This window comes from Enterococcus sp. DIV0187 (assembly GCF_051713785.1).
In the GTDB taxonomy this organism is placed as follows: Bacteria; Bacillota; Bacilli; order Lactobacillales; family Enterococcaceae; genus Enterococcus_A; species Enterococcus_A avium.
Genome location: NZ_JBIOQO010000001.1, coordinates 3,581,606 through 3,601,615, shown reverse-complemented (window position 1 = coordinate 3,601,615; position 20,010 = coordinate 3,581,606). Strand labels below are relative to the sequence as shown.

The window sequence follows — 20,010 nt, the reverse complement described above, 5'->3', positions numbered from 1 at the left end:
TGACTTCACCCCCTCACTTTTTCTGATTCACCCTGTGAGCCCGTCACCTTTCGACTTTCCTTTTTATTCTTCAAATAAATCCCCAGAATCAAGAGCAGCATGATTCCCGTTGTAATCAGCGCAGCCTTTAATAGCAAGCGTTGCTCATTAGTCAAATGCTTTTTCTTCTCTACTTTACTTGGCTGATAAGGTACACGCTTTCCCCGCACTAACAAACGGTGAGAATTCACACCATAGGGAGTACAGGTTAACAAGGTCGCCAAATCTCTTCCCTTTTCTGCCTTCAAGGCTGCGGTATAGTCTGGCTCGATCACAGAAATAGCCTCTACCTCATACGCCAACGTTCGATTCAATACCCGAATATAGAAGTGATCGCCTTTTTCCAGCTCGGTTAAATCCGTGAACAATTTCGCGTGATTCAGCCCCGTATGAGAAGTCAACACCGTGTGAGTCCTTAGACCGCCGATCGGCAAAGCCGACCCTTCCAAATGCCCGACCGCCTTTTGAATGACACTTTCCTTGGTTCCGTGAAGAATTGGCAGCTTCACATCGATACTGGGAATCTCCACCTGCCCCATGATTCCACCAACGTTCAATACCTGATAATAATTATCCGGCATAACGATCCCCGAGCCAGGAATGAAAGGATCATGAGCCGGCTGTCCCAGCAAATTTTCATTATAAATCTGAGCAGCATGGAAAATCTCCGCGATTTGTTCGTCAGTTAATTGGTTAACCTCTGCCTGATAGTCCCCCAAGGCCTCTGTGGCATTTTTTTGGTTCAAGTAATTACTGATAAAAGGAAAGACAATGATTCCAATCCCCGCCGTCAATAAAAGAATAATCAAAATAATCCGTTTCATCGCCGGCTCCTCCTTCATGTATAAAAAGCCGAGCGTTCACCCGGCTTACTGTTGAAGTGTGCTTTGTACTATACGGTCGTCTTCTTTTTGCTCATACTTAAAATAATCGCCAAGCCAATTAGGACAATCCCAACTACAACCAACACGATCATTCCCATGCCCCCAGTTTTTGGAAGTGTGAAGCCGCGTCTATTCTCAACTTCTTTAGAAAGAACCGTCTGGTCATCCACACCGTCAGTAAATTCCACCTTCACTGGCGCGTCCAACAAATTGTAGCCCTCCGGCGCCAGCGTTTCGATCAAATAGTAGTCCTCATAGTTTTTCGTATCGCCAACCTGAGTATAGGTCACCAGTCCTTCAAAGGATTCGACATAGAATTTTCCATTCTTAAAGCCTAATGGCTCATTTGTCGTCTTATGAGATGGCAACGCAATCCAGTCCACCGCATTTTCGGTTCCATGAGGAACGATCGCTTGAATGTATTTTTTCGTTGGATCTAGCAGCACTTGCAGATAGTTTTCTGTTTTTGCGTCGTTTTCCGTCGAAGCTAATTGGAATTGCGCGCTTTTTTCGACGGTTCCGCCTGAGTATGTTTTTTCCACCTTGATTTCACCAGTATGAATCTTAGCTGGTGACGACTTGATTTCACCAGTGGCACCTGACCCATTTTCAAACGCGATCGTGGCCTCATTATCAATCACATTTTCGGCATTCTCATTTTCATTAGGATCGATATTCCCATTCACCGTCGTATCAAAGGAAACGACGATTTTTTCAGAGGCGCTTGCTCCAATCTTTTGAATCCCAGTTGCTGTCAGCGAAACCGTCACTTTTGCCTTCTCAGTGTCTGTTGCAGCCGTCGGATTTACTTCATAATCCGTGCCTAAATCCAAAGTATCATCTTCAATATCTCCGGTCATTATTTTGACTGCGACTGAATCAGCCGTATAGTTCAAGCGTTTATCCAATTCATCGTTGATCGCAAACGATCTATACTCGCCAAAATTCTCCGGAACATCGGCAGAGATCGTCCAAGTCACCGTATCCCCAACATTTACAGATGGAGCACTAGGTTTCTTCTCGACATTTGACCCTTGGTTTTTCGGGTAGACATGAACATTTGAGTTCCAGTCATTTCGCTCGCCACTGGTCATCGGAACCGCCACAATAAACGGCGCTGATGGCTCCATTACTTGCTTGTTCTCATTGCCCGTCCCTTGAACCACGTGATCTTTTGATTTCGCCAAGTTTTCCTCCACATAGTAATAGCCGGCAGCCAGTCCCGTGTACTTCAGTAGACCTGCTTGATCGGTTTTCCCTTCTGCGCCGTTGTCGGGATTTTTTAACGTTAGTAAATAGACATGGTCTACACCGTCTTTACTCACTGTTAAATTAGTTCCATTTCGTTCGTACGTCCAGCCATCCTTCTCTGATGGCGGAACAGGCGGTGCTTCACCCGTTTTTCCCATTAGATACACATCAAATTGAATGCCGCTTACGGTCGGATTATCTAGAATCTCATTATCCATCAGCTCCGAACCATCGTGTTCATCCGGACTGATCGCTGCCGCTGAATCCGCCCAATGCTTGTGAATCGTCAAGTCACCAGTCGCCGGCTTCGCCCCGGGTGCCGCAAGTCCAGCAGCCGCGCCGCCAATCATCGCTCCCAAAATGAAGACAAACGCGAGTATCTTACTAAACCTTTTTTTCATCTTCTTTCCCCTTTTCCTTTTTTGGTAATTCAAAAGTTACTAGCTTAAATGATCCAACTCCCTGATGTTACTAGGATTTCCGGCGCTTTTGGCTTCTCCCCCCTAAGCATGGATAGTGCCCGTTATCTTAGGTGGCGAAACGAACACTTTACAATGAGCATCACCGAGCTAAAATCGCTGTTCTGACGCGCTTTCTTCCGGCACTTTTTAACGTCAGAACGCTCGATGATGGAGGCTCGTTGTCAAGTGTACCGGTTATTTAGCTGGATTTTTTCATAGATTCTTTTGAGTTACCCCTTTTTTCCACAAAAATAAGTCACAGCATCAAAAATACTGCTTTCAGACCTCTCATTCCAATTTGTCCATTCACCAAACAATCGCGCCAGAAACATCCTGTAATCAAAATCAAACCAACAATAAATAAAGTACTAAAAACTGATAATCCAAAAATACCCATTTATCTCTTTTTCAATGTTTTCGACGAGCAACTTCAACTCCTTTTTATTCTTTATTTTTGATTTTTGAAAGAAAATAGAATTCATATGAGTAAAAAAGATATTTTAATAATCTAAAAATAAAAATGACAGAATCCGAATATAACTTTTATAGCATAATTATACTATCGTTCATGTGCACCAACAAACTTATTTGTTAATATTAGATTAAATAAATTAAAAAAACGCTATTTGTCAGACAGGTATAAATAATATCCCAAAAAATAAAATTTACAAAGTAACTCATCCACCCGTGAAAACGGGTGGCTTTTTAACACCTCTAGAAGAGGTCACTGCTCGCGTACTCCATAAATGGAGCTTTTTAAAAGACCGCCAACCGCTCATCGCTCGCTACTTTATTTCTTTTTCTTCATTTTAAATGGATCGACGTATTCTCTTTTACTTATGCTATCTCGATTTCGATCCTCTGCTTCTTGTTCTCTTTTATATTTTGCAATTGTTTTCTGATTTAACCCTACTGTACTTACATAATAGCCTTTCGACCAAAAACTCTTATTCCCATATTTATACACTAAGTTTCCATGCTGCTCATGGATAAGCGTGGCGCTTCTTCCTTTTAAGAATCCCATGAAACTTGAAATGCTTATTTTCGGTGGCACTCTAACTAACATATGAATATGATCTGGCATGGCATGTGCTTCTATGATTTCTACCGACTGTGTGATAAACTTTTGTCGTCATTTGATGACATAGAAAAACTCCTTTCGATAGTATGAGCGGTTGGTAGCCACTTATTAGTATATCGAAAGGAGTTTTTATCGCTAAAGCTATCTCGTCCACGCGTAGAAACGCGCGGTTTTCTTGTTTCACTCGCTAACGCGAGCGAAACTGACTAAAGTCATTAAAAAGACTGGAGAAGTTATCTCCAGCCAAAACAGTTGTTTCATCCCATTCTTCTAATGATTCGTTTGCATAATAGATACCCGATCATACACCCGATGAAATTCGTAAAGATATCCCAAATATCAAAGGTGCCTATATAAAAGACATATTGGATCGTCTCGATCCCAACGATCGTGATCAAGGCGATCAACGCCGCCTCCACTGGCTTCGCCCGCAATCCATATAAACAGCCTAAAGGCACAAAGTAAGCTGTATTCAAGATCAGTTCAATGATCTGCTGCCCATTGTTCAAATACAGCTCAAAGGGATTCAAGTTAAACGAGTGATACGCCCGCGCCTTCGTGAAGAGCATGATAAACAACAATAAAAAGTAGCAGCTATAAAAAAGATACAAATAGATGTTCCATAGCCTGCGCTGCTCCCACTGCCAATAAAACAGCCATAAACTCAAAAAGATGAACACCCACAGAGCTTCATCCGTATATTCAAATCGCTGCGCCATCCGATCCAAGCGGGGATAATTCTGCAAGGTCGGCATGACCAAGTAATAGACCATCCCATAGCTTGCCACAAAAGATACGATACCTGCGATGATTTTCTTCATACAATCCCCTCCTCGATCACTTTATCTGTGAAGCCTTAACGTGATTCCTATAGCAACTAATTATAGCGAAACATCTCAAAAGCTTCATTAAAAAGGGGAAGGTCACAAGAAAAGCTTAAAGAAAGTTATTAAAAAAAGACCGTGATGTACTTTATCAATCACAGTCTCAATTTCTCAATACTATCGAGTTGGGATAATTCCAGTTAAAAAAGCTTGAACCGTGTTTCCTTTATCGCTTGATACTTCGGCCGCACGACTGGATCACCATTCACCAAATCCCTAGCCATTTGCTGCATGTCCGCCACCATCTTTTTCCCGCCAACTTTTTGAATCACCTTGTAGGCTTCCTTCATGTAAAAGTTCCGATGCCGCAAACTGTGAGCATCAGAAGCAACCATATACAGCATCTGGTGCTCCAGCATTTGCTTGGCTGTTCGCTGGATCTCATCCCCGAAGACACCTACGATACTTGGGGCCGTCAGTTGTGTCAGCACACCCATTTCAAGAAATGGCAGCAAGCGATTGGGTTCTCTGCGAAAAACGGTGTTCCTTTCAGGATGAACAATTACCGGAACGTGTCCTTGCTTCAATAAATGATAAAAGACTTCCTCCGCATATAACGGAACCTCATTTGTCGGCAGTTCCACCAATAAATAGGTATCATCTAAATCCGTAAATAAAAGTTCTCCACGTTCGATTTCCATCAGGAGATATTCCGTTAATCGAACCTCTTGCCCTTCCAGCAAGGTCAGCTTCAATCCCCGCTGGTCAATTTCTTTTTGTAAAGCTTCCACCTGTTGAATGATCTTGTCTGCTGGATTGTGATATTTTCCATTGTTGTGATGGGGCGTACACATCAGATGAGTGATTCCCTGACTGATCGCCTTGCGGACCATTTCCAAGCTATCCTCTAAGTTTTGCGCGCCATCATCCACCCCAGGCAAGACATGACTATGTAGATCGATCATTTATTGCTCACTTAGTTCCTTCCGTTCCGTAATAATAGTAGGAGTCGTCGCCTTGTTTCTTCCCGTTGTAAATGACTCCGATGATTTTCGCCTGAACCATGTCTAGCATTTTTTTCGCTTCCAACACCGCTTGCTTCTTGGTCGCTCGTTCCCGAATCACTAGGATCGTCCCATCCACATAAGCAGATAAAATCTGTGCATCCGTCACCGTCACCACCGGCGGCATATCAAAAATCACTAAATCAAAGGATTCCTCCAACACCTCTACCAGATCCTGCATCTTTTGTGAACGCAACAGCTCAGAAGGATTCGGCGGAGTCGGGCCGCTTGGCATGATATACAAATTCTCTGTACTAGTTTCAATCAACCGATTATCAAGCGCCGTGCTCCCCTGTGTCAGATAGGTGCTCTCTTTATGAAAGCTTCCGCTGGATGAATTGCCTTCAGTCAAGTAATTACTCAAGCCATTCACATTAGGAACCTTAAAGCTCAACGCCACACTCGGCCGTCGTAAGTCTGCATCTACCAGCAGCACACGACTTCCCGTATTGGCAAAAACGATCGCTAAATTGGCCGCCGTCGTCGATTTTCCTTCTGAGGGACCTGACGAAGTAATGACCAATGATTTAATTTTTTTGTCCGCTGAAGAAAACTCGATATTGGTTCGAATTTTACGGTATTGCTCTGCTGCTGTAGAAAAAGGGTTGATTGAAGCAATCAAATCAACCGGATTGATCATCTGTTTTCTTTTCGCCATCTACTATCTTCTCCTAGTTCTCAATTATCATTTCTTACACACGCTTGCGTTTGCGTGAATTGACTGTCCGAGCACCCTTTCTCTGAGTCTCTTCTGATGTTTTTACAATCACACCACGATTTTCGAACAGATCCTTTTTACTGATTTCAGATACCTGCCCCAGAATTGGCAAACCTAATGATTCAGCAATAAAACGATCATCTTTGACCGTTTTATCGAACAATTCGATCAAGAATGCCAATCCGACACCAAGCATCATCCCGATGACTGCACCGATCAGTAGATTCAGTTTGTTATTAGGAAAGATCGCTTTTGATGGAACGACGCCTTTTGAAGTAATCGTTACCTTGCTGACCTCCAGTACATCCTCCGCCTTTTTCTGGAAAATACCCGCTGTCACGTTAGCGATCGTCGCTGCCTTTCGCGGCTCAGGAGATTTTGCGATAATGCGGAACATTTGAGAATTTTGCGCTTGTTCCACCTCGATGATTTCTTTTAATTCGCTATTACTATAGGTATACTGGTATTCCTTTTGCAGCTCCTTTTGAACCGCATCGATCACGATATCTCCCTTGATCATATCCTTGTATGTATTGATTAGCATCAAATTGCCATTGATATCATTTTGTAGATTAGTTCCCTCGGCCTGCTTATTTTGCACGATCAGCTGCGCCGCTGAATCATAAATCGGAGTGAGCATGAAAAAGGTGACCCCAGCCGCCAGTCCAATCCCCGCGATCGTGGTCATGATGATCAATAGTGCCTTCTTTTTTAAAATTTGAATTAATTCTACTATGCTGATTGTCTCTTCCATCACTTTTCCCCTCACTAACGAACCTTAAGTATTTTCTTATGACGAAACCGCTCACTGATAAGCACCAGTAGAATCGCCAGAACCGTCGAACCCAGTCCCGCAAAAACAAAACTCAGATCAAACGCTGTAATATATTGCGTTACAAAACGATACAAGCCTTCAGACATAATCCCTAAACGATTAATCACACCGCTAAAATAAATCGCTGCTGGCAAGACGATTAGCATTAGCCCTGCTCCAAAAAATACAATGCTGCTCCAACGCATGCGCTGATGCTTCATTTTTACCATCATGATTAATCCTAGAAAAATAAACAATGCGGCGACTGCCACCAAAATCAAAATCAGGTTCAACGAAGAACGAAAGCTCATGACCTTCTTCCCATATTCCAGCAAATATGGAATCTCAATATAGGAAGAATAATTCTTTGTTGCACTCTCTGCTAAATTATTCAAATTCGTGCGTGTCGCGTCATCGATCGTGTAATTCTTCTGTTCCGCATACTGGTCAACATTTTTGAGAATATTTTCTTTAATCAGCTCCTCCCCCTGAAGTTCAAAAGGGACCTCCTGATAAATACTCCGAATATAATTCTCAACATTCGACGAAACCGCCTCTTTCGGAACAACATCCGCCAAGACTTCAGGCGGAATATTACTCCCCCGACCTAAGTCTTGAATACTTTCCGTCATGTCCTTTCTGATCGTCTCAACATAGCCCGTCCGACGAACCTGTTGGATCATAAAATCTTGATTGAACAGCGTCATGCGGATGCAAACCAAGGCCAACGCCGCAAAAAGAAGCAAGGACCCGATAAAAGCTAAAATCCATCGGGGAATATTTCGTTTCATATGATTCATTGTCGTTGCTTCCTCCTCGTTCTGCGCTCGTTTACTTTTTGTTTATTACTCATTGCCATTGATCATCGGCCCAGAGACAAATTCTCCGATGGCAAATAACCGTTCGTTGGTTAATCCCAAGCTATCGATTGGATAACAGGTATAAAGAATGATCCGCCGATCGTTTCGTTGATAGATCATGTCATTGATCTCTTTATCCTTTTTATCTCGTACTTCAATTTGATTGATGCGATAAACATAATTTCCGTAGGTTGTTTGAAGAGTAATCTCATCGCCAACCTGCGCCGCACCCAGTTTTCCAAAGTCATCAACGTTGTGTCCGCCGATCAACGATGTTCCCAGTTCCCCAGGATAAACGGAACCCATAAATTGTCCCGCGCCTTCACGCAAAATTTCTTCGGTATCTCCAAAATATAAAGGAACATTCAATTGCAGTTTTTCTATCTTCACTTTCCCATATAGCTGCCCGCCTACCGGATAATCAATCTTACTCGATGGCAGTTCATTTTTCGCATTCGTTGCGATCTTTTTATTGTCCACAGCCGTAAACGACTGTTTCGTAGTCTCAAAGTTAGGGGTGTCCGTTAATAAAAACAGTTGGATAGAAGACGTCACAAATTGTATAACAGGTTTTCCTACTACACAGATCAAAGAATAGCCGATAACCAGAAAGATGATTGGAGCGACTAATGTCACTCCAACCCTCTTCAAGCTTGAAGACCTAGGCAAACTTTTTACGTCCCACTACAAATGCACCTGCTGCAACGAGTAGTAAGCTTGCAAAGGAAATCGCGCTAGACAAGTACGTCATACCTGTCTGCTTCACCGCACCACCTGATGTATAAACGGTGCTGCCGGAACTTGTTGCACCAGCTGAACTAGCACCCGGCTGAGTAATCGAATAGCCTCCAGGATAGAAGGTAATTGTCAACCCAAGGGTATTCGCCGCTTTGGTGATTATATCCTTCAATTGATTCTTCGTGTTCAATGGCAATGCCTTAATCAACGCTTCGATCGAATTGATGTTCGACACATCAAGACCAGAAGCTTCAACTAATGCCCGCGCACGCTGAATCTGTTCAACCACAACATTCACCTTATCCGCAGACACATCATTCTGCTTCAAGAAGTTCTCTGCTTGTGCACGCTCAGAGGCGCCAATGCTGAAGGTCTTTCCACCTACAGTCACACCCTTGTCCAGCTCCGACAAAATTCTTTGCTCATCCGCAGTGATCGCACCGTCTGCTTGCGCACTAGGCCCAACAAACAAAATCACCGCAATGAGTGCAATGAACGTAAACGTCACATAGTAGGGTGTCTCGTTTTCTCCTTCGCCGACTGTTAAACTTACTGTATCAACTTACAGGAGGCATACTATGGAGAAAAAAGAGATCGTACCTATTCAGATCGTGGATCGAAATCCACCGATGTCGCCAACTGCTCCAGCGAAATCAAAACTCGCGGCTCGAGTGAAATTGGGACAAGCTGAAGCTTACATCTACAATGGAACGGACAAATATATTTTGGCAACGATCATGAAGGAGTTGAGCATCCATGCTTCTCGACTTCACTCACGTACCTAATATCTTTATCGTTTGTGGGAAAACCGATCTTCGAAAAGGAATCGATGGACTTGCGGCCTTTGTCACAGAAACATATCAACTCGATGTTTTCGATCACTCGCTCTTTCTGTTTTGTGGCTCAAAACCAGACCGCTTCAAGGCACTTTACTGGGAAGGTGATGGCTTTTTATTATTGTACAAACGATTTGAAAATGGTCGGCTTCAATGGCCGAAAAACTCTTCAGAAATGAAGAAATTAGATGTTCGGCAATTGAAACGACTGCTTATAGGCTTTTCGATCGAAGAGAAGAAAACCATTCATTCCAGCACCAAGGGTGCCTTCTATTGAAGTAGTAGAAACGTTGGTTTTATGCGATTTCTACTACTTTTTTGTCGTCAGAAATGGTATAATAATAACAGGTGATATCAAGCGTGGAGGTGTAAATGATTGACTAAAAAGGGAAATCAGCTTCTTTTGGATAACAAGAAACTGGAGAAGCGTCTCCAAGAAATGACTGAACAATTTGAACTCGTCCTTGAACAAAATCAGTACCTTCAAGAACAGCTATTCGCGATGCAGCGTCAGATGTATGGACGAAAAAAAGAAGATACGCCATCTGTCGATGGGCAAACAAATTTATTTGATACAGACCCTTTTAAGGAACCAGAGCAGACTGGTCAGGAAAGCCAGGAATTGATTGAGGTAAAGAGCTTTAGACGGAAAAAGACAAAAGGAAAAAAAGCCTTGTCGCTTGCCCACTTACCCGCAAACCATCTTCACTATTATTTGGAGGGCGAAGACTGTCTTTGTGATGCCTGTGGTACTCACATGACTGAAATTGGCTCCACCGTCGTCCGTGAAGAACCTCTATTTATTCCTGCTCATATTGAAAAAAATTTATTTCACCAGCATGCGTACAAGTGTTGCACATGTGAAAAAGACAATGGAACAACATCAATTAAGAAAGCTCGTGTACCAAAACCTCTGATCAATAATAGTTTTGGCAGTCCTACGATGGTAGCTCAGACAATCGTTGAAAAATATATCAAGAAAGTGCCTGCCTATCGGCAAGAGAACGAATGGAAAACCTTTGGCTTTCCATTGGATCGCCAGAAAATTACACATTGGCATCTTCTGGCGACAGACTACGTCTTGTCGCCGCTGTATCAACTATTAAAAGATACCTTACAGAACCAAGAAGTCATTCATGCGGATGAGACGCACTACAATGTCTTAGACGTTCCAAAAGCCACGACCTATTATTGGCTGTATACTTCTGGAAAAGCAGAAAGCTATCCCATTGTTCTTTACCAACATGAATTATCGCGCAAACATGAAATCCCTCAGAATTTTCTTACACACTTTACTGGCTATCTACATAGTGATGCTTACGCAGCTTATGGAAAAATGGCTGGCATCAAGAATGTTTACTGCTGGGCACATGTTCGTCGGAAATTTCATGAAGCGATCGGCTCACAGCCCAAAAAATATAGCACCGCCTTATTAGGCGAGCGCTATTGCGACCTTCTTTTCAAAGAAGAGAAGAAACTACGCCATCTAGATCCAACGGATCGTCAAAAACAGCGCAGTCAATGGATCAAACCCATCGTGGAGGAATTCTTTTCTTGGGCATCTAATCTATGTGTTCTCCCAAGATCAAAACTGGGAGAAGCCGTTGCGTATCTGCTAAAGTACAAGGAAGGATTGTGTACTTTCTTAGAGGATGGACGGTTAGAAACCACGAACAATCGCGCGGAACGAGCCATCAAAGAATTGGTGATCGGTCGAAAAAACTGGTTGTTCTCAAAAAGCGAAAAAGGGGCGCAAGCAACAGGAATCATTCTGAGCATTCTACGGACAGCTGTAGAAAATGGCTTAGATCCAAGAAAATATCTGATCTATTTATTTGAAAATATCCCCAACCTGCCAAGTTTAACAAAACCTGCGCTGGCAGCTTATTTGCCTTGGAATCAGGAAGTTCAAAGAAAGTGCCAAGCTAACTATTAATAAAAAAAGCACGCCCATCAATCATCCTTAAGTATACAGGAGGATTGATGGGCTTTTAATACACCTTACTATCTGACGCTTACCGCTTACCAATGAACCCACTTACAATTTTCTTCATCTACATACCTCCTTTACTAAGTAAACGTCACATAGTAGGGTGTCTCGTTTTCTCCTTCGCCGACTGTTAAACTTACTGTATCAACTTACAGGAGGCATACTATGGAGAAAAAAGAGATCGTACCTATTCAGATCGTGGATCGAAATCCACCGATGTCGCCAACTGCTCCAGCGAAATCAAAACTCGCGGCTCGAGTGAAATTGGGACAAGCTGAAGCTTACATCTACAATGGAACGGACAAATATATTTTGGCAACGATCATGAAGGAGTTGAGCATCCATGCTTCTCGACTTCACTCACGTACCTAATATCTTTATCGTTTGTGGGAAAACCGATCTTCGAAAAGGAATCGATGGACTTGCGGCCTTTGTCACAGAAACATATCAACTCGATGTTTTCGATCACTCGCTCTTTCTGTTTTGTGGCTCAAAACCAGACCGCTTCAAGGCACTTTACTGGGAAGGTGATGGCTTTTTATTATTGTACAAACGATTTGAAAATGGTCGGCTTCAATGGCCGAAAAACTCTTCAGAAATGAAGAAATTAGATGTTCGGCAATTGAAACGACTGCTTATAGGCTTTTCGATCGAAGAGAAGAAAACCATTCATTCCAGCACCAAGGGTGCCTTCTATTGAAGTAGTAGAAACGTTGGTTTTATGCGATTTCTACTACTTTTTTGTCGTCAGAAATGGTATAATAATAACAGGTGATATCAAGCGTGGAGGTGTAAATGATTGACTAAAAAGGGAAATCAGCTTCTTTTGGATAACAAGAAACTGGAGAAGCGTCTCCAAGAAATGACTGAACAATTTGAACTCGTCCTTGAACAAAATCAGTACCTTCAAGAACAGCTATTCGCGATGCAGCGTCAGATGTATGGACGAAAAAAAGAAGATACGCCATCTGTCGATGGGCAAACAAATTTATTTGATACAGACCCTTTTAAGGAACCAGAGCAGACTGGTCAGGAAAGCCAGGAATTGATTGAGGTAAAGAGCTTTAGACGGAAAAAGACAAAAGGAAAAAAAGCCTTGTCGCTTGCCCGCTTACCCGCAAACCATCTTCACTATTATTTGGAGGGCGAAGACTGTCTTTGTGATGCCTGTGGTACTCACATGACTGAAATTGGCTCCACCGTCGTCCGTGAAGAACCTCTATTTATTCCTGCTCATATTGAAAAAAATTTATTTCACCAGCATGCGTACAAGTGTTGCACATGTGAAAAAGACAATGGAACAACATCAATTAAGAAAGCTCGTGTACCAAAACCTCTGATCAATAATAGTTTTGGCAGTCCTACGATGGTAGCTCAGACAATCGTTGAAAAATATATCAAGAAAGTGCCTGCCTATCGGCAAGAGAACGAATGGAAAACCTTTGGCTTTCCATTGGATCGCCAGAAAATTACACATTGGCATCTTCTGGCGACAGACTACGTCTTGTCGCCGCTGTATCAACTATTAAAAGATACCTTACAGAACCAAGAAGTCATTCATGCGGATGAGACGCACTACAATGTCTTAGACGTTCCAAAAGCCACGACCTATTATTGGCTGTATACTTCTGGAAAAGCAGAAAGCTATCCCATTGTTCTTTACCAACATGAATTATCGCGCAAACATGAAATCCCTCAGAATTTTCTTACACACTTTACTGGCTATCTACATAGTGATGCTTACGCAGCTTATGGAAAAATGGCTGGCATCAAGAATGTTTACTGCTGGGCACATGTTCGTCGGAAATTTCATGAAGCGATCGGCTCACAGCCCAAAAAATATAGCACCGCCTTATTAGGCGAGCGCTATTGCGACCTTCTTTTCAAAGAAGAGAAGAAACTACGCCATCTAGATCCAACGGATCGTCAAAAACAGCGCAGTCAATGGATCAAACCCATCGTGGAGGAATTCTTTTCTTGGGCATCTAATCTATGTGTTCTCCCAAGATCAAAACTGGGAGAAGCCGTTGCGTATCTGCTAAAGTACAAGGAAGGATTGTGTACTTTCTTAGAGGATGGACGGTTAGAAACCACGAACAATCGCGCGGAACGAGCCATCAAAGAATTGGTGATCGGTCGAAAAAACTGGTTGTTCTCAAAAAGCGAAAAAGGGGCGCAAGCAACAGGAATCATTCTGAGCATTCTACGGACAGCTGTAGAAAATGGCTTAGATCCAAGAAAATATCTGATCTATTTATTTGAAAATATCCCCAACCTGCCAAGTTTAACAAAACCTGCGCTGGCAGCTTATTTGCCTTGGAATCAGGAAGTTCAAAGAAAGTGCCAAGCTAACTATTAATAAAAAAAGCACGCCCATCAATCATCCTTAAGTATACAGGAGGATTGATGGGCTTTTAATACACCTTACTATCTGACGGTTCTTTCCAATTTCATGGGATTCGATATACTAAATGTAGTATAATTTAATTGTTGGTAGTTACTGTTACATGATAAGGAGGCGTATTTCTTTGGAAGAATTACTTTTATCATTGGACGTTAATTTACATGTTGATGACTGTCAAATAACAAAAGAGAAAATTACCTTTGATGTTTCTTCCATTTCTACCTCGGCAAAGTGCCCCACATGTCGCTGCAAATCCACCAATATTCATGATTCTTATACTACTAAAATTCAAGATCTACCGATTCAAAGTAAGACAGTCTATTTAAATTTACTTATACGAAGATTCAAATGTCAAAATCCTGACTGTTCTAAAAAAACATTTTCTGAGACGTTCCCTTTTAGGGAACGAAATGCACGAAAAACAACACGATTGATGAAACTAATTGTTGATTTAGCAGAAAGTCGGAGTTCTGTAGGTATGACTAAAGACCTTGAAGAAATGGGAATCATAGTAAGGAAGAGTAGTCTATGTAATTATCTTGGGCAAAAAAAAAATTCACGTAGATTATGATGTAGCTGAAATATGCATTGATGATTTCGCTCTGAAGAAACGCCAACGTTATGGCACAATTATGGTAGATATCAAAACTGGGAAAATTGTTGACCTGCTGGAATCTCGTGAAAAAGAGGATGTGATCGAATGGCTTAAAAAATTCAAATGTGTTGAGCTGGTGTCACGTGATGGTTCTCGTACATACTCTGCAGCGATTAAGAAAGCATTCCCTCATGCAATACAAGTCACCGATAGATTTCATTTGGTTGCTCGTCTTTGTGAACTCGCTCAAACATTCATGCGCCACTCTTTCCCGCCAAGGATTCCAATCGAGATTTCCAATGAAAAATATGAAAAATTTGAAGATTTTCTTCTATATGCTTCACGAAGAGATAAAATTGTTTATGTAAAACGGCTGCATACCGACGGTATGACACAGCAAGAAATTCGAATGAAAACAGGCTTCGGCCTTAAAACTATTTCCAAGTATATAAAAATGAAGGAGAAGGAAATTCCGGAAGATAAAGCAATATTTTGGGAACGACATCATAATGAGCTAATGGAAGAAAAACAACAACAAATTGATGAAGTGAGAGCCCTTGCCAAAAAAGGAGTTGCCCTTTCCGAAATAACTGATATTACAGGATACACGCCTCAAACAATTGTAAGATATTTAGGAAAAGATGCTTCTTCTCTCAGCGGACAATATGGGATCGATCGTCCTGGTAAATTAGAAAAATATCGCAAAGAAGTTCTTGCGCTTCGTAAAGAAAGAAAAACATACTCAGAGATTTTTCAAATTATTTCTGAAAAAGGATATACCGGAACAGTAGATGCTATTCGAGGATATATGTCCCGGCAACGTCGTCTTCATAAACATTTTAAAGAAGAGTATCAAGGGAAATCCATTGAAATATTAGAACGAAAATGGTTAATTAAACTATTCTATTTACCGATTGAGAAAGTTCCCGTCATTGATAGTGAGTTATTGGAATTAGTTTTCAATCAGCATCCAAAATACAAACAACTCTATGAATTAGTTTGGAGATTTCGTCATTGTTTAAAAAAACAAGATCTAGAGTCTTTTAAAAGCTGGATGTCTTCTGTAAAAGAAAATTTTGATGATGTCTCTCTATTAAAGTTTGTGGGTAGTCTCTTAAATGATTTCCCAGCAGTCAAATATGCGATTACTCATAAATATAACAATGGTTTAGCTGAAGGTAGCGTAAATAAGATAAAGACCATAAAGAAACAGATGTATGGACGGTGCAGTTTCAATTTATTACGAAAAAAAGTTTTATCATTGGAAAATCGTCGAATCCCATGAAATTGGAAAGAACCTATCTGACGCTTACTTTACTAAAAAATGGCAAACAAAAAAATCATCAAAAATAATATTTTCGATGATTCAAGTATACTTTTTATTAATAAAAAAGACAATAAATTTTATATTTTTGTTTTAACTATGTAAAAAAGATAGATAATTAATTATTTATTAATACATGCAAACAAAAACTATTTATATATTATTAAACGTTAGTTGCTTAATCGTATCTTTCTAAAATTCTAAAAAATAAGTTTTCCTGCCAAATATTTCTGTTGCAAATAGCTTTTTATTATCAAACAAAAAAATTCATAACCACGACAAAAAAATTATCAGTTATGCTGCACTCGAATAGCAACCAGTAAAAAAATCCAAAACAGAATACCCGAACATATTCCTATCTTGGATTTCTCTGCCAATTCTACTTTAATTGCGCCTTCAATTCATCCTGCACGCGCTTCAACTCAGTTGGATCGATCCGCTGATAAGAAACCCCATCTTGCATGAAGCCCTCACCCTTCATTTGATCCGATTTGATATTGCCAAACGCCGCACGATAGTCACCCATCAATGTCCGCATATCCGTAAAACTCAAATCCGTCTTCACGTTTTCGCCCATCGTAGTTAAAATCGATTGATAATTCGTCAAGCCATTCGTACTTAAAACCTTTTTCGAGACACCCGTAATAATCTGACGCTGCCGTTCCTGACGACCATAATCCCCATTCGGATCATCATAACGCATCCGCGAATACTTCAAGGCCAACTCACCATCAAGCTCCTGAGAACCCTTCGGAAAAGTCGTTCCCTCATACGTAAACTCAAAAGGATTATCCACTTCGATCCCGCCAACTGCATCAACCAGCGCTTCGATGCCTTCCATATTGATCGTGATGTAGTGATTAATCGGAATATCCACTAACTTCTCCACCGTATCCATCGACATCGCAGCTCCGCCAAAGGCATACGCATGATTAATCTTATCCTCCGTATTATGCCCAACGATCTCCGCATACGTATCCCGCGGCAAACTCACTAACAACGACTCATTCGTTGACGGATTCACCGTCGCCACCATCATCGTATCCGAGCGCCCCTGCTCGGTACGACCAAGCGCCCCTGTGTCAACTCCTAGAAGTAAAACACTAAACGGTTCTTGCTCAGACAAATTCACCTGACGCTTTTCAGAACCACTACGTTTTACTGTCTCATAAGCATCGTCTGCCGTAGACTTCACATCATGATACATCTTTGCACCAACACCAACGATTACAAGAATGATCGCTAGTAAGATTCCTAATAACGTTAAGAAAATCTTTTTGGATCGACTTGTTCGTTTAACACCCTGACGCTTGCGTTTTCTCTTTTCAGACATTTGATCAACTCGCTTTTTTTGATTTTGAAACAATACTTTTAATCTCTTCCAAAGATATCCCTAGTATAAACTTTTTCTTCAACCCCTTGGAGTTCAGGTTCGTAACGATTAGAAACGATAATATCAGACATTTTTTTAAACTCTTCAAAGTCTTTTATTACTTTAGAATGAAAAAACTCTTCTTCATTTAAGGTAGGTTCAAATACGATAACTTGAACACCTTTAGCCTTCAATCTTTTCATTACCCCTTGAATCGAAGAATATCTGAAATTATCAGAATTCGATTTCATTGTTAGACGATAGATTCCAACGACTTGGGGATTCCTCGCCAAAATCTGCTCTGCAATAAAATCTTTGCGTGTCGTATTTGCTTCGACAATAGCTCCAATGATATTACTAGGTACATCTTCATAGTTTGCGCGCAATTGCTTTGTATCTTTTGGTAAACAATAGCCTCCATAACCGAATGAAGGGTTATTGTAGTGAGTTCCAATTCGAGGATCTAGTCCAACGCCTTCAATAATTTGTTTTGTATTCAAACCTCTAGATTCAGCATATGTATCCAGTTCATTAAAATATGCTACACGTAATGCTAAGTAGGTATTTGAAAACAATTTGATCGCTTCTGCTTCGGTAGAATGAGTCAATAATACTGAAACATCTTTATCATGAGCATTTTCTAAAAACATATCAGCAATTTCTTGTCCCCGTTCAGAACATTCACCAACAATAATTCTTGAGGGATGTAAATTATCATAAAGAGCTTTACCTTCTCTCAAAAATTCTGGAGAGAAGATAATATTATCAGTATTGTACTTATGTTTTAATTCTTCAGTATAACCCACTGGAACAGTTGATTTGATAATAAACGTTGCATCTGGACGAATTGCTAATGCTTTTTCGATTACGTCTTCTACTGTTGATGTATTGAAATAATTTTTCTTTTCATCATAATCAGTTGGGGTTGCAATAATTAAATAATCACCAAAATTCACAGTATCATCAAAATTTGTAGTAAATTCAATATTTAAATCATCTCGTCTTAAGAAATAATGGATTTCTTGATCTTCTATGGGAGAGCAATCTCTTTTTAGCATGTCTATTTTTTCTGATACAATATCATATGCCATCACATACTCATTTTGCGCAAGCAATAGAGTGTTTGCAAGACCGACATAACCTAAACCAATTATAGATATATTCATATCTAACACCCCTAACAATTTTTTAATAATATTCTCCTATTTGGATTTACTCATCTAAAAATAGCAGAGAAAAATAATGATAATTCTTTTTTACTAAATGTTGTGCCCATTGCAGTAATTGTGCCAGCACCACCACAAATCAAGCATTTTACTAGTAAATATTTCCACGAAACAATTGTTGAGAAAAAACTACCTAAAAAGCACATTATTATAATAGTTAAGAAACATGATAAAAAGAGTCTTATTATTGTAGGATAGAAAGTGGTTAATTTCATTTTCAAACAATATGCAGCATAAATTGGAGTGTCAATGAAATGAACCAAATTAAGAACCATAGTTGTTAATACAACTGCATAGGCACCTATGTCTGTATACTTGAGCAAAAAGTACATTGAAAAAACATTAATAACCCCACTAACTATTGTAATAGCACATGGTATTTTTAGTTTGTCTGTCATAGTAAAGACATAATATAATGGTTTAACAATACCAACTACTAAACTACCTAGTAGGACTATGACAGCAATACTATATACAAATCTAGTATTTTGTGTTGGTACCCACAATTCCATGAATGTATATCCACAAGAAATATATCCTGCAACAATAATATTGGATAATGATCCAGAAAATTTCATAGCTTTGATTAATTCCTGTTTTAAACTATCCTTAGCTTCACTAGCATATAAGAATAATAATTTAGGTCTAAAAGAATTCGTTATTGCTTCCAATAGAACATTGAACATCGTGCCTAGACTTATCCCGATGGACACCTGTCCCATAGCCGTACCATTTATCATTAAGTTAGTCATTAAAAGATTTAGCCCATTATTTAAAACATTTCCCAAATTATTTATAGCGTTCCAGATACCTGAAGAAATTAGCCTAAGTACATAACCGATATTAAAAAATCTTATATCGAATATTAACTCTGGTGTTAATACTTTGGTGTAACGGATATTTGCAATTAAAAGCCAGAAAATTGCTAACAATCCTGCTAGTCCTACATACCATACATGCATAGGTAAAACTGAAAAAAGAATTAATAAAACAATTCCTTGGAATAAGGTACTCATACTCTTTTGTCTTTCAGACAAATCAATTCTATTAGTAATAAAAGTACCCACAGAAAACACAGTTGTAAGCATAGAAAATAAGTATTTTACTAATACAAATATGAAAAGTAGTTTTACATCAAAAATCAAATTGTAAGATATTTTCAATACTTTCTCTAATTGTCCAATTAAAATTGAACAAATTAATAGAAATATCCCGGATAGAATCAAGTTCGATACTAACACTGAATTAAAGTATGTTATTGCCTCTTTATATTGCCCCTTATGATAAGCAATGGATATATATCGTGCAGCAAATGCATTAATGGTTATTGCAATAACGTCAATATACGAGGTTAACGTATTAGCAAGTGTAACAAAACCATAAGCTTCTGCTCCCGAAATATTGGTTACATAGGGGGTTACAAACATATTAATTAAAAAAGTAATTAAGACTGCAATAATTGACCATAACATATTAAATACTAAACTAGACTGTTTATTACCATCTTTTTTTCTGTTTAAATACTGCAT

The 20,010-nt window shown here is 40.0% G+C and carries 20 protein-coding genes and 1 pseudogene; 8 read left to right on the top strand and 13 right to left on the bottom strand.

The genetic code is table 11. The features are described 5' to 3' along the window. Window positions 1–5 precede the first annotated feature (5 nt). The 10 genes and pseudogenes from IGI52_RS17575 to IGI52_RS17530 all read right to left on the bottom strand — a co-directional run bounded on the left by IGI52_RS17575 (window position 6) and on the right by IGI52_RS17530 (window position 9,242). Window positions 6–863 carry a class C sortase gene (locus IGI52_RS17575; protein ID WP_438781934.1) on the bottom strand — a complete coding sequence of 286 codons (858 nt, stop codon included), beginning with the start codon at window positions 861–863 and terminating at the stop codon, window positions 6–8. A 68-nt stretch (window positions 864–931) separates the two neighbouring features. Beyond that, window positions 932–2,575 (bottom strand): SpaH/EbpB family LPXTG-anchored major pilin, encoded by a 1,644-nt coding sequence (locus IGI52_RS17570; protein WP_438781933.1) that lies wholly within the window; start codon window positions 2,573–2,575, stop codon window positions 932–934. Between the two features lie 850 nt (window positions 2,576–3,425). Continuing rightward, window positions 3,426–3,749: pseudogene (gene tnpA / locus IGI52_RS17565) on the bottom strand (IS200/IS605 family transposase); the annotation flags it as partial. A 224-nt stretch (window positions 3,750–3,973) separates the two neighbouring features. Further along, a complete protein-coding gene (locus IGI52_RS17560) occupies window positions 3,974–4,537 on the bottom strand; it encodes a VanZ family protein (protein ID WP_438781932.1) in 564 nt (187 codons plus the stop codon). 203 nt (window positions 4,538–4,740) lie between these two features. After that, window positions 4,741–5,505, bottom strand: a complete 765-nt coding sequence (locus IGI52_RS17555) for a tyrosine-protein phosphatase (RefSeq protein WP_438781931.1) — start codon at window positions 5,503–5,505, stop codon at window positions 4,741–4,743. A gap of 7 nt (window positions 5,506–5,512) precedes the next feature. Then, window positions 5,513–6,262, bottom strand: coding sequence for a CpsD/CapB family tyrosine-protein kinase (locus IGI52_RS17550; protein ID WP_438781930.1), 750 nt, complete (start codon window positions 6,260–6,262; stop codon window positions 5,513–5,515). A 34-nt stretch (window positions 6,263–6,296) separates the two neighbouring features. After that, window positions 6,297–7,076, bottom strand: coding sequence for a YveK family protein (locus IGI52_RS17545; RefSeq protein WP_438781929.1), 780 nt, complete (start codon window positions 7,074–7,076; stop codon window positions 6,297–6,299). Window positions 7,077–7,090: 14 nt separating this feature from the next. After that, on the bottom strand, window positions 7,091–7,936 hold the full coding sequence (locus IGI52_RS17540; protein ID WP_438781928.1) for a hypothetical protein: 846 nt from the start codon (window positions 7,934–7,936) through the stop codon (window positions 7,091–7,093). A gap of 45 nt (window positions 7,937–7,981) precedes the next feature. Next, window positions 7,982–8,632: a class D sortase gene (locus tag IGI52_RS17535; RefSeq protein WP_438781927.1), complete on the bottom strand. Its 651-nt coding sequence runs from the start codon at window positions 8,630–8,632 to the stop codon at window positions 7,982–7,984. A gap of 25 nt (window positions 8,633–8,657) precedes the next feature. Then, window positions 8,658–9,242: a hypothetical protein gene (locus IGI52_RS17530; RefSeq protein WP_438781926.1), complete on the bottom strand. Its 585-nt coding sequence runs from the start codon at window positions 9,240–9,242 to the stop codon at window positions 8,658–8,660. A 70-nt stretch (window positions 9,243–9,312) separates the two neighbouring features. Between IGI52_RS17530 and IGI52_RS17525 the strand changes: the two genes are divergently transcribed. The 8 genes from IGI52_RS17525 to IGI52_RS17490 all read left to right on the top strand — a co-directional run bounded on the left by IGI52_RS17525 (window position 9,313) and on the right by IGI52_RS17490 (window position 15,844). Next, the gene (locus IGI52_RS17525) at window positions 9,313–9,519 is read left to right on the top strand and encodes a hypothetical protein (protein WP_270791438.1); all 207 of its coding nucleotides are present in this window, start codon (window positions 9,313–9,315) and stop codon (window positions 9,517–9,519) included. Next, a complete protein-coding gene (tnpB, locus tag IGI52_RS17520; protein ID WP_216411126.1) occupies window positions 9,491–9,847 on the top strand; it encodes an IS66 family insertion sequence element accessory protein TnpB in 357 nt (118 codons plus the stop codon). The genes IGI52_RS17525 and tnpB (IGI52_RS17520) overlap by 29 nt, the downstream gene beginning before the upstream one ends. 99 nt (window positions 9,848–9,946) lie before the next feature. After that, window positions 9,947–11,506 carry an IS66 family transposase gene (gene tnpC / locus IGI52_RS17515; protein WP_438780295.1) on the top strand — a complete coding sequence of 520 codons (1,560 nt, stop codon included), beginning with the start codon at window positions 9,947–9,949 and terminating at the stop codon, window positions 11,504–11,506. A 219-nt stretch (window positions 11,507–11,725) separates the two neighbouring features. Beyond that, window positions 11,726–11,932, top strand: a complete 207-nt coding sequence (locus IGI52_RS17510) for a hypothetical protein (protein ID WP_270791438.1) — start codon at window positions 11,726–11,728, stop codon at window positions 11,930–11,932. Continuing rightward, the gene (tnpB, locus tag IGI52_RS17505) at window positions 11,904–12,260 is read left to right on the top strand and encodes an IS66 family insertion sequence element accessory protein TnpB (protein ID WP_216411126.1); all 357 of its coding nucleotides are present in this window, start codon (window positions 11,904–11,906) and stop codon (window positions 12,258–12,260) included. Before IGI52_RS17510 ends, tnpB (IGI52_RS17505) begins: the two co-directional genes overlap by 29 nt. Before the next feature lie 99 nt (window positions 12,261–12,359). Further along, window positions 12,360–13,919 (top strand): IS66 family transposase, encoded by a 1,560-nt coding sequence (gene tnpC / locus IGI52_RS17500; RefSeq protein ID WP_438781925.1) that lies wholly within the window; start codon window positions 12,360–12,362, stop codon window positions 13,917–13,919. A gap of 169 nt (window positions 13,920–14,088) precedes the next feature. Then, complete coding sequence (locus IGI52_RS17495; protein ID WP_438780107.1) at window positions 14,089–14,535, top strand: transposase family protein; 447 nt, start codon at window positions 14,089–14,091, stop codon at window positions 14,533–14,535. Further along, on the top strand, window positions 14,504–15,844 hold the full coding sequence (locus IGI52_RS17490) for an ISL3 family transposase (protein WP_438780108.1): 1,341 nt from the start codon (window positions 14,504–14,506) through the stop codon (window positions 15,842–15,844). The genes IGI52_RS17495 and IGI52_RS17490 overlap by 32 nt, the downstream gene beginning before the upstream one ends. A gap of 418 nt (window positions 15,845–16,262) precedes the next feature. Here the strand turns inward: IGI52_RS17490 and IGI52_RS17485 are convergent, their stop codons facing one another. Genes IGI52_RS17485 through IGI52_RS17475 form a run of 3 tightly spaced genes read right to left on the bottom strand, consistent with a single transcriptional unit; the run spans window position 16,263 to window position 20,010 of the window. Next, entirely contained in the window at window positions 16,263–17,216 is a 954-nt protein-coding gene (locus IGI52_RS17485; RefSeq protein WP_438781924.1) for an LCP family glycopolymer transferase, read from the bottom strand. Window positions 17,217–17,254: 38 nt separating this feature from the next. After that, a complete protein-coding gene (locus IGI52_RS17480; protein WP_438781923.1) occupies window positions 17,255–18,421 on the bottom strand; it encodes a nucleotide sugar dehydrogenase in 1,167 nt (388 codons plus the stop codon). A 50-nt stretch (window positions 18,422–18,471) separates the two neighbouring features. Continuing rightward, window positions 18,472–20,010, bottom strand: a complete 1,539-nt coding sequence (locus IGI52_RS17475) for a hypothetical protein (protein ID WP_438781922.1) — start codon at window positions 20,008–20,010, stop codon at window positions 18,472–18,474.

Excerpts from the sequence above, each read along its gene's own strand:
- IGI52_RS17485 (WP_438781924.1), bottom strand. The coding sequence starts at position 17,216 with ATGTCTGAAAAGAGAAAACGCAAGCGTCAGGGTGTTAAACGAACAAGT.
- IGI52_RS17555 (WP_438781931.1), bottom strand. The coding sequence starts at position 5,505 with ATGATCGATCTACATAGTCATGTCTTGCCTGGGGTGGATGATGGCGCG.
- IGI52_RS17480 (WP_438781923.1), bottom strand. The coding sequence starts at position 18,421 with ATGAATATATCTATAATTGGTTTAGGTTATGTCGGTCTTGCAAACACT.
- IGI52_RS17475 (WP_438781922.1), bottom strand. The coding sequence starts at position 20,010 with ATGCAGTATTTAAACAGAAAAAAAGATGGTAATAAACAGTCTAGTTTA.
- IGI52_RS17550 (WP_438781930.1), bottom strand. The coding sequence starts at position 6,262 with ATGGCGAAAAGAAAACAGATGATCAATCCGGTTGATTTGATTGCTTCA.
- IGI52_RS17570 (WP_438781933.1), bottom strand. The coding sequence starts at position 2,575 with ATGAAAAAAAGGTTTAGTAAGATACTCGCGTTTGTCTTCATTTTGGGA.
- IGI52_RS17510 (WP_270791438.1), top strand. The coding sequence starts at position 11,726 with ATGGAGAAAAAAGAGATCGTACCTATTCAGATCGTGGATCGAAATCCA.
- IGI52_RS17560 (WP_438781932.1), bottom strand. The coding sequence starts at position 4,537 with ATGAAGAAAATCATCGCAGGTATCGTATCTTTTGTGGCAAGCTATGGG.
- tnpB (WP_216411126.1), top strand. The coding sequence starts at position 9,491 with ATGCTTCTCGACTTCACTCACGTACCTAATATCTTTATCGTTTGTGGG.
- IGI52_RS17540 (WP_438781928.1), bottom strand. The coding sequence starts at position 7,936 with ATGAATCATATGAAACGAAATATTCCCCGATGGATTTTAGCTTTTATC.
- IGI52_RS17575 (WP_438781934.1), bottom strand. The coding sequence starts at position 863 with ATGAAACGGATTATTTTGATTATTCTTTTATTGACGGCGGGGATTGGA.
- IGI52_RS17545 (WP_438781929.1), bottom strand. The coding sequence starts at position 7,076 with ATGGAAGAGACAATCAGCATAGTAGAATTAATTCAAATTTTAAAAAAG.
- IGI52_RS17525 (WP_270791438.1), top strand. The coding sequence starts at position 9,313 with ATGGAGAAAAAAGAGATCGTACCTATTCAGATCGTGGATCGAAATCCA.
- tnpB (WP_216411126.1), top strand. The coding sequence starts at position 11,904 with ATGCTTCTCGACTTCACTCACGTACCTAATATCTTTATCGTTTGTGGG.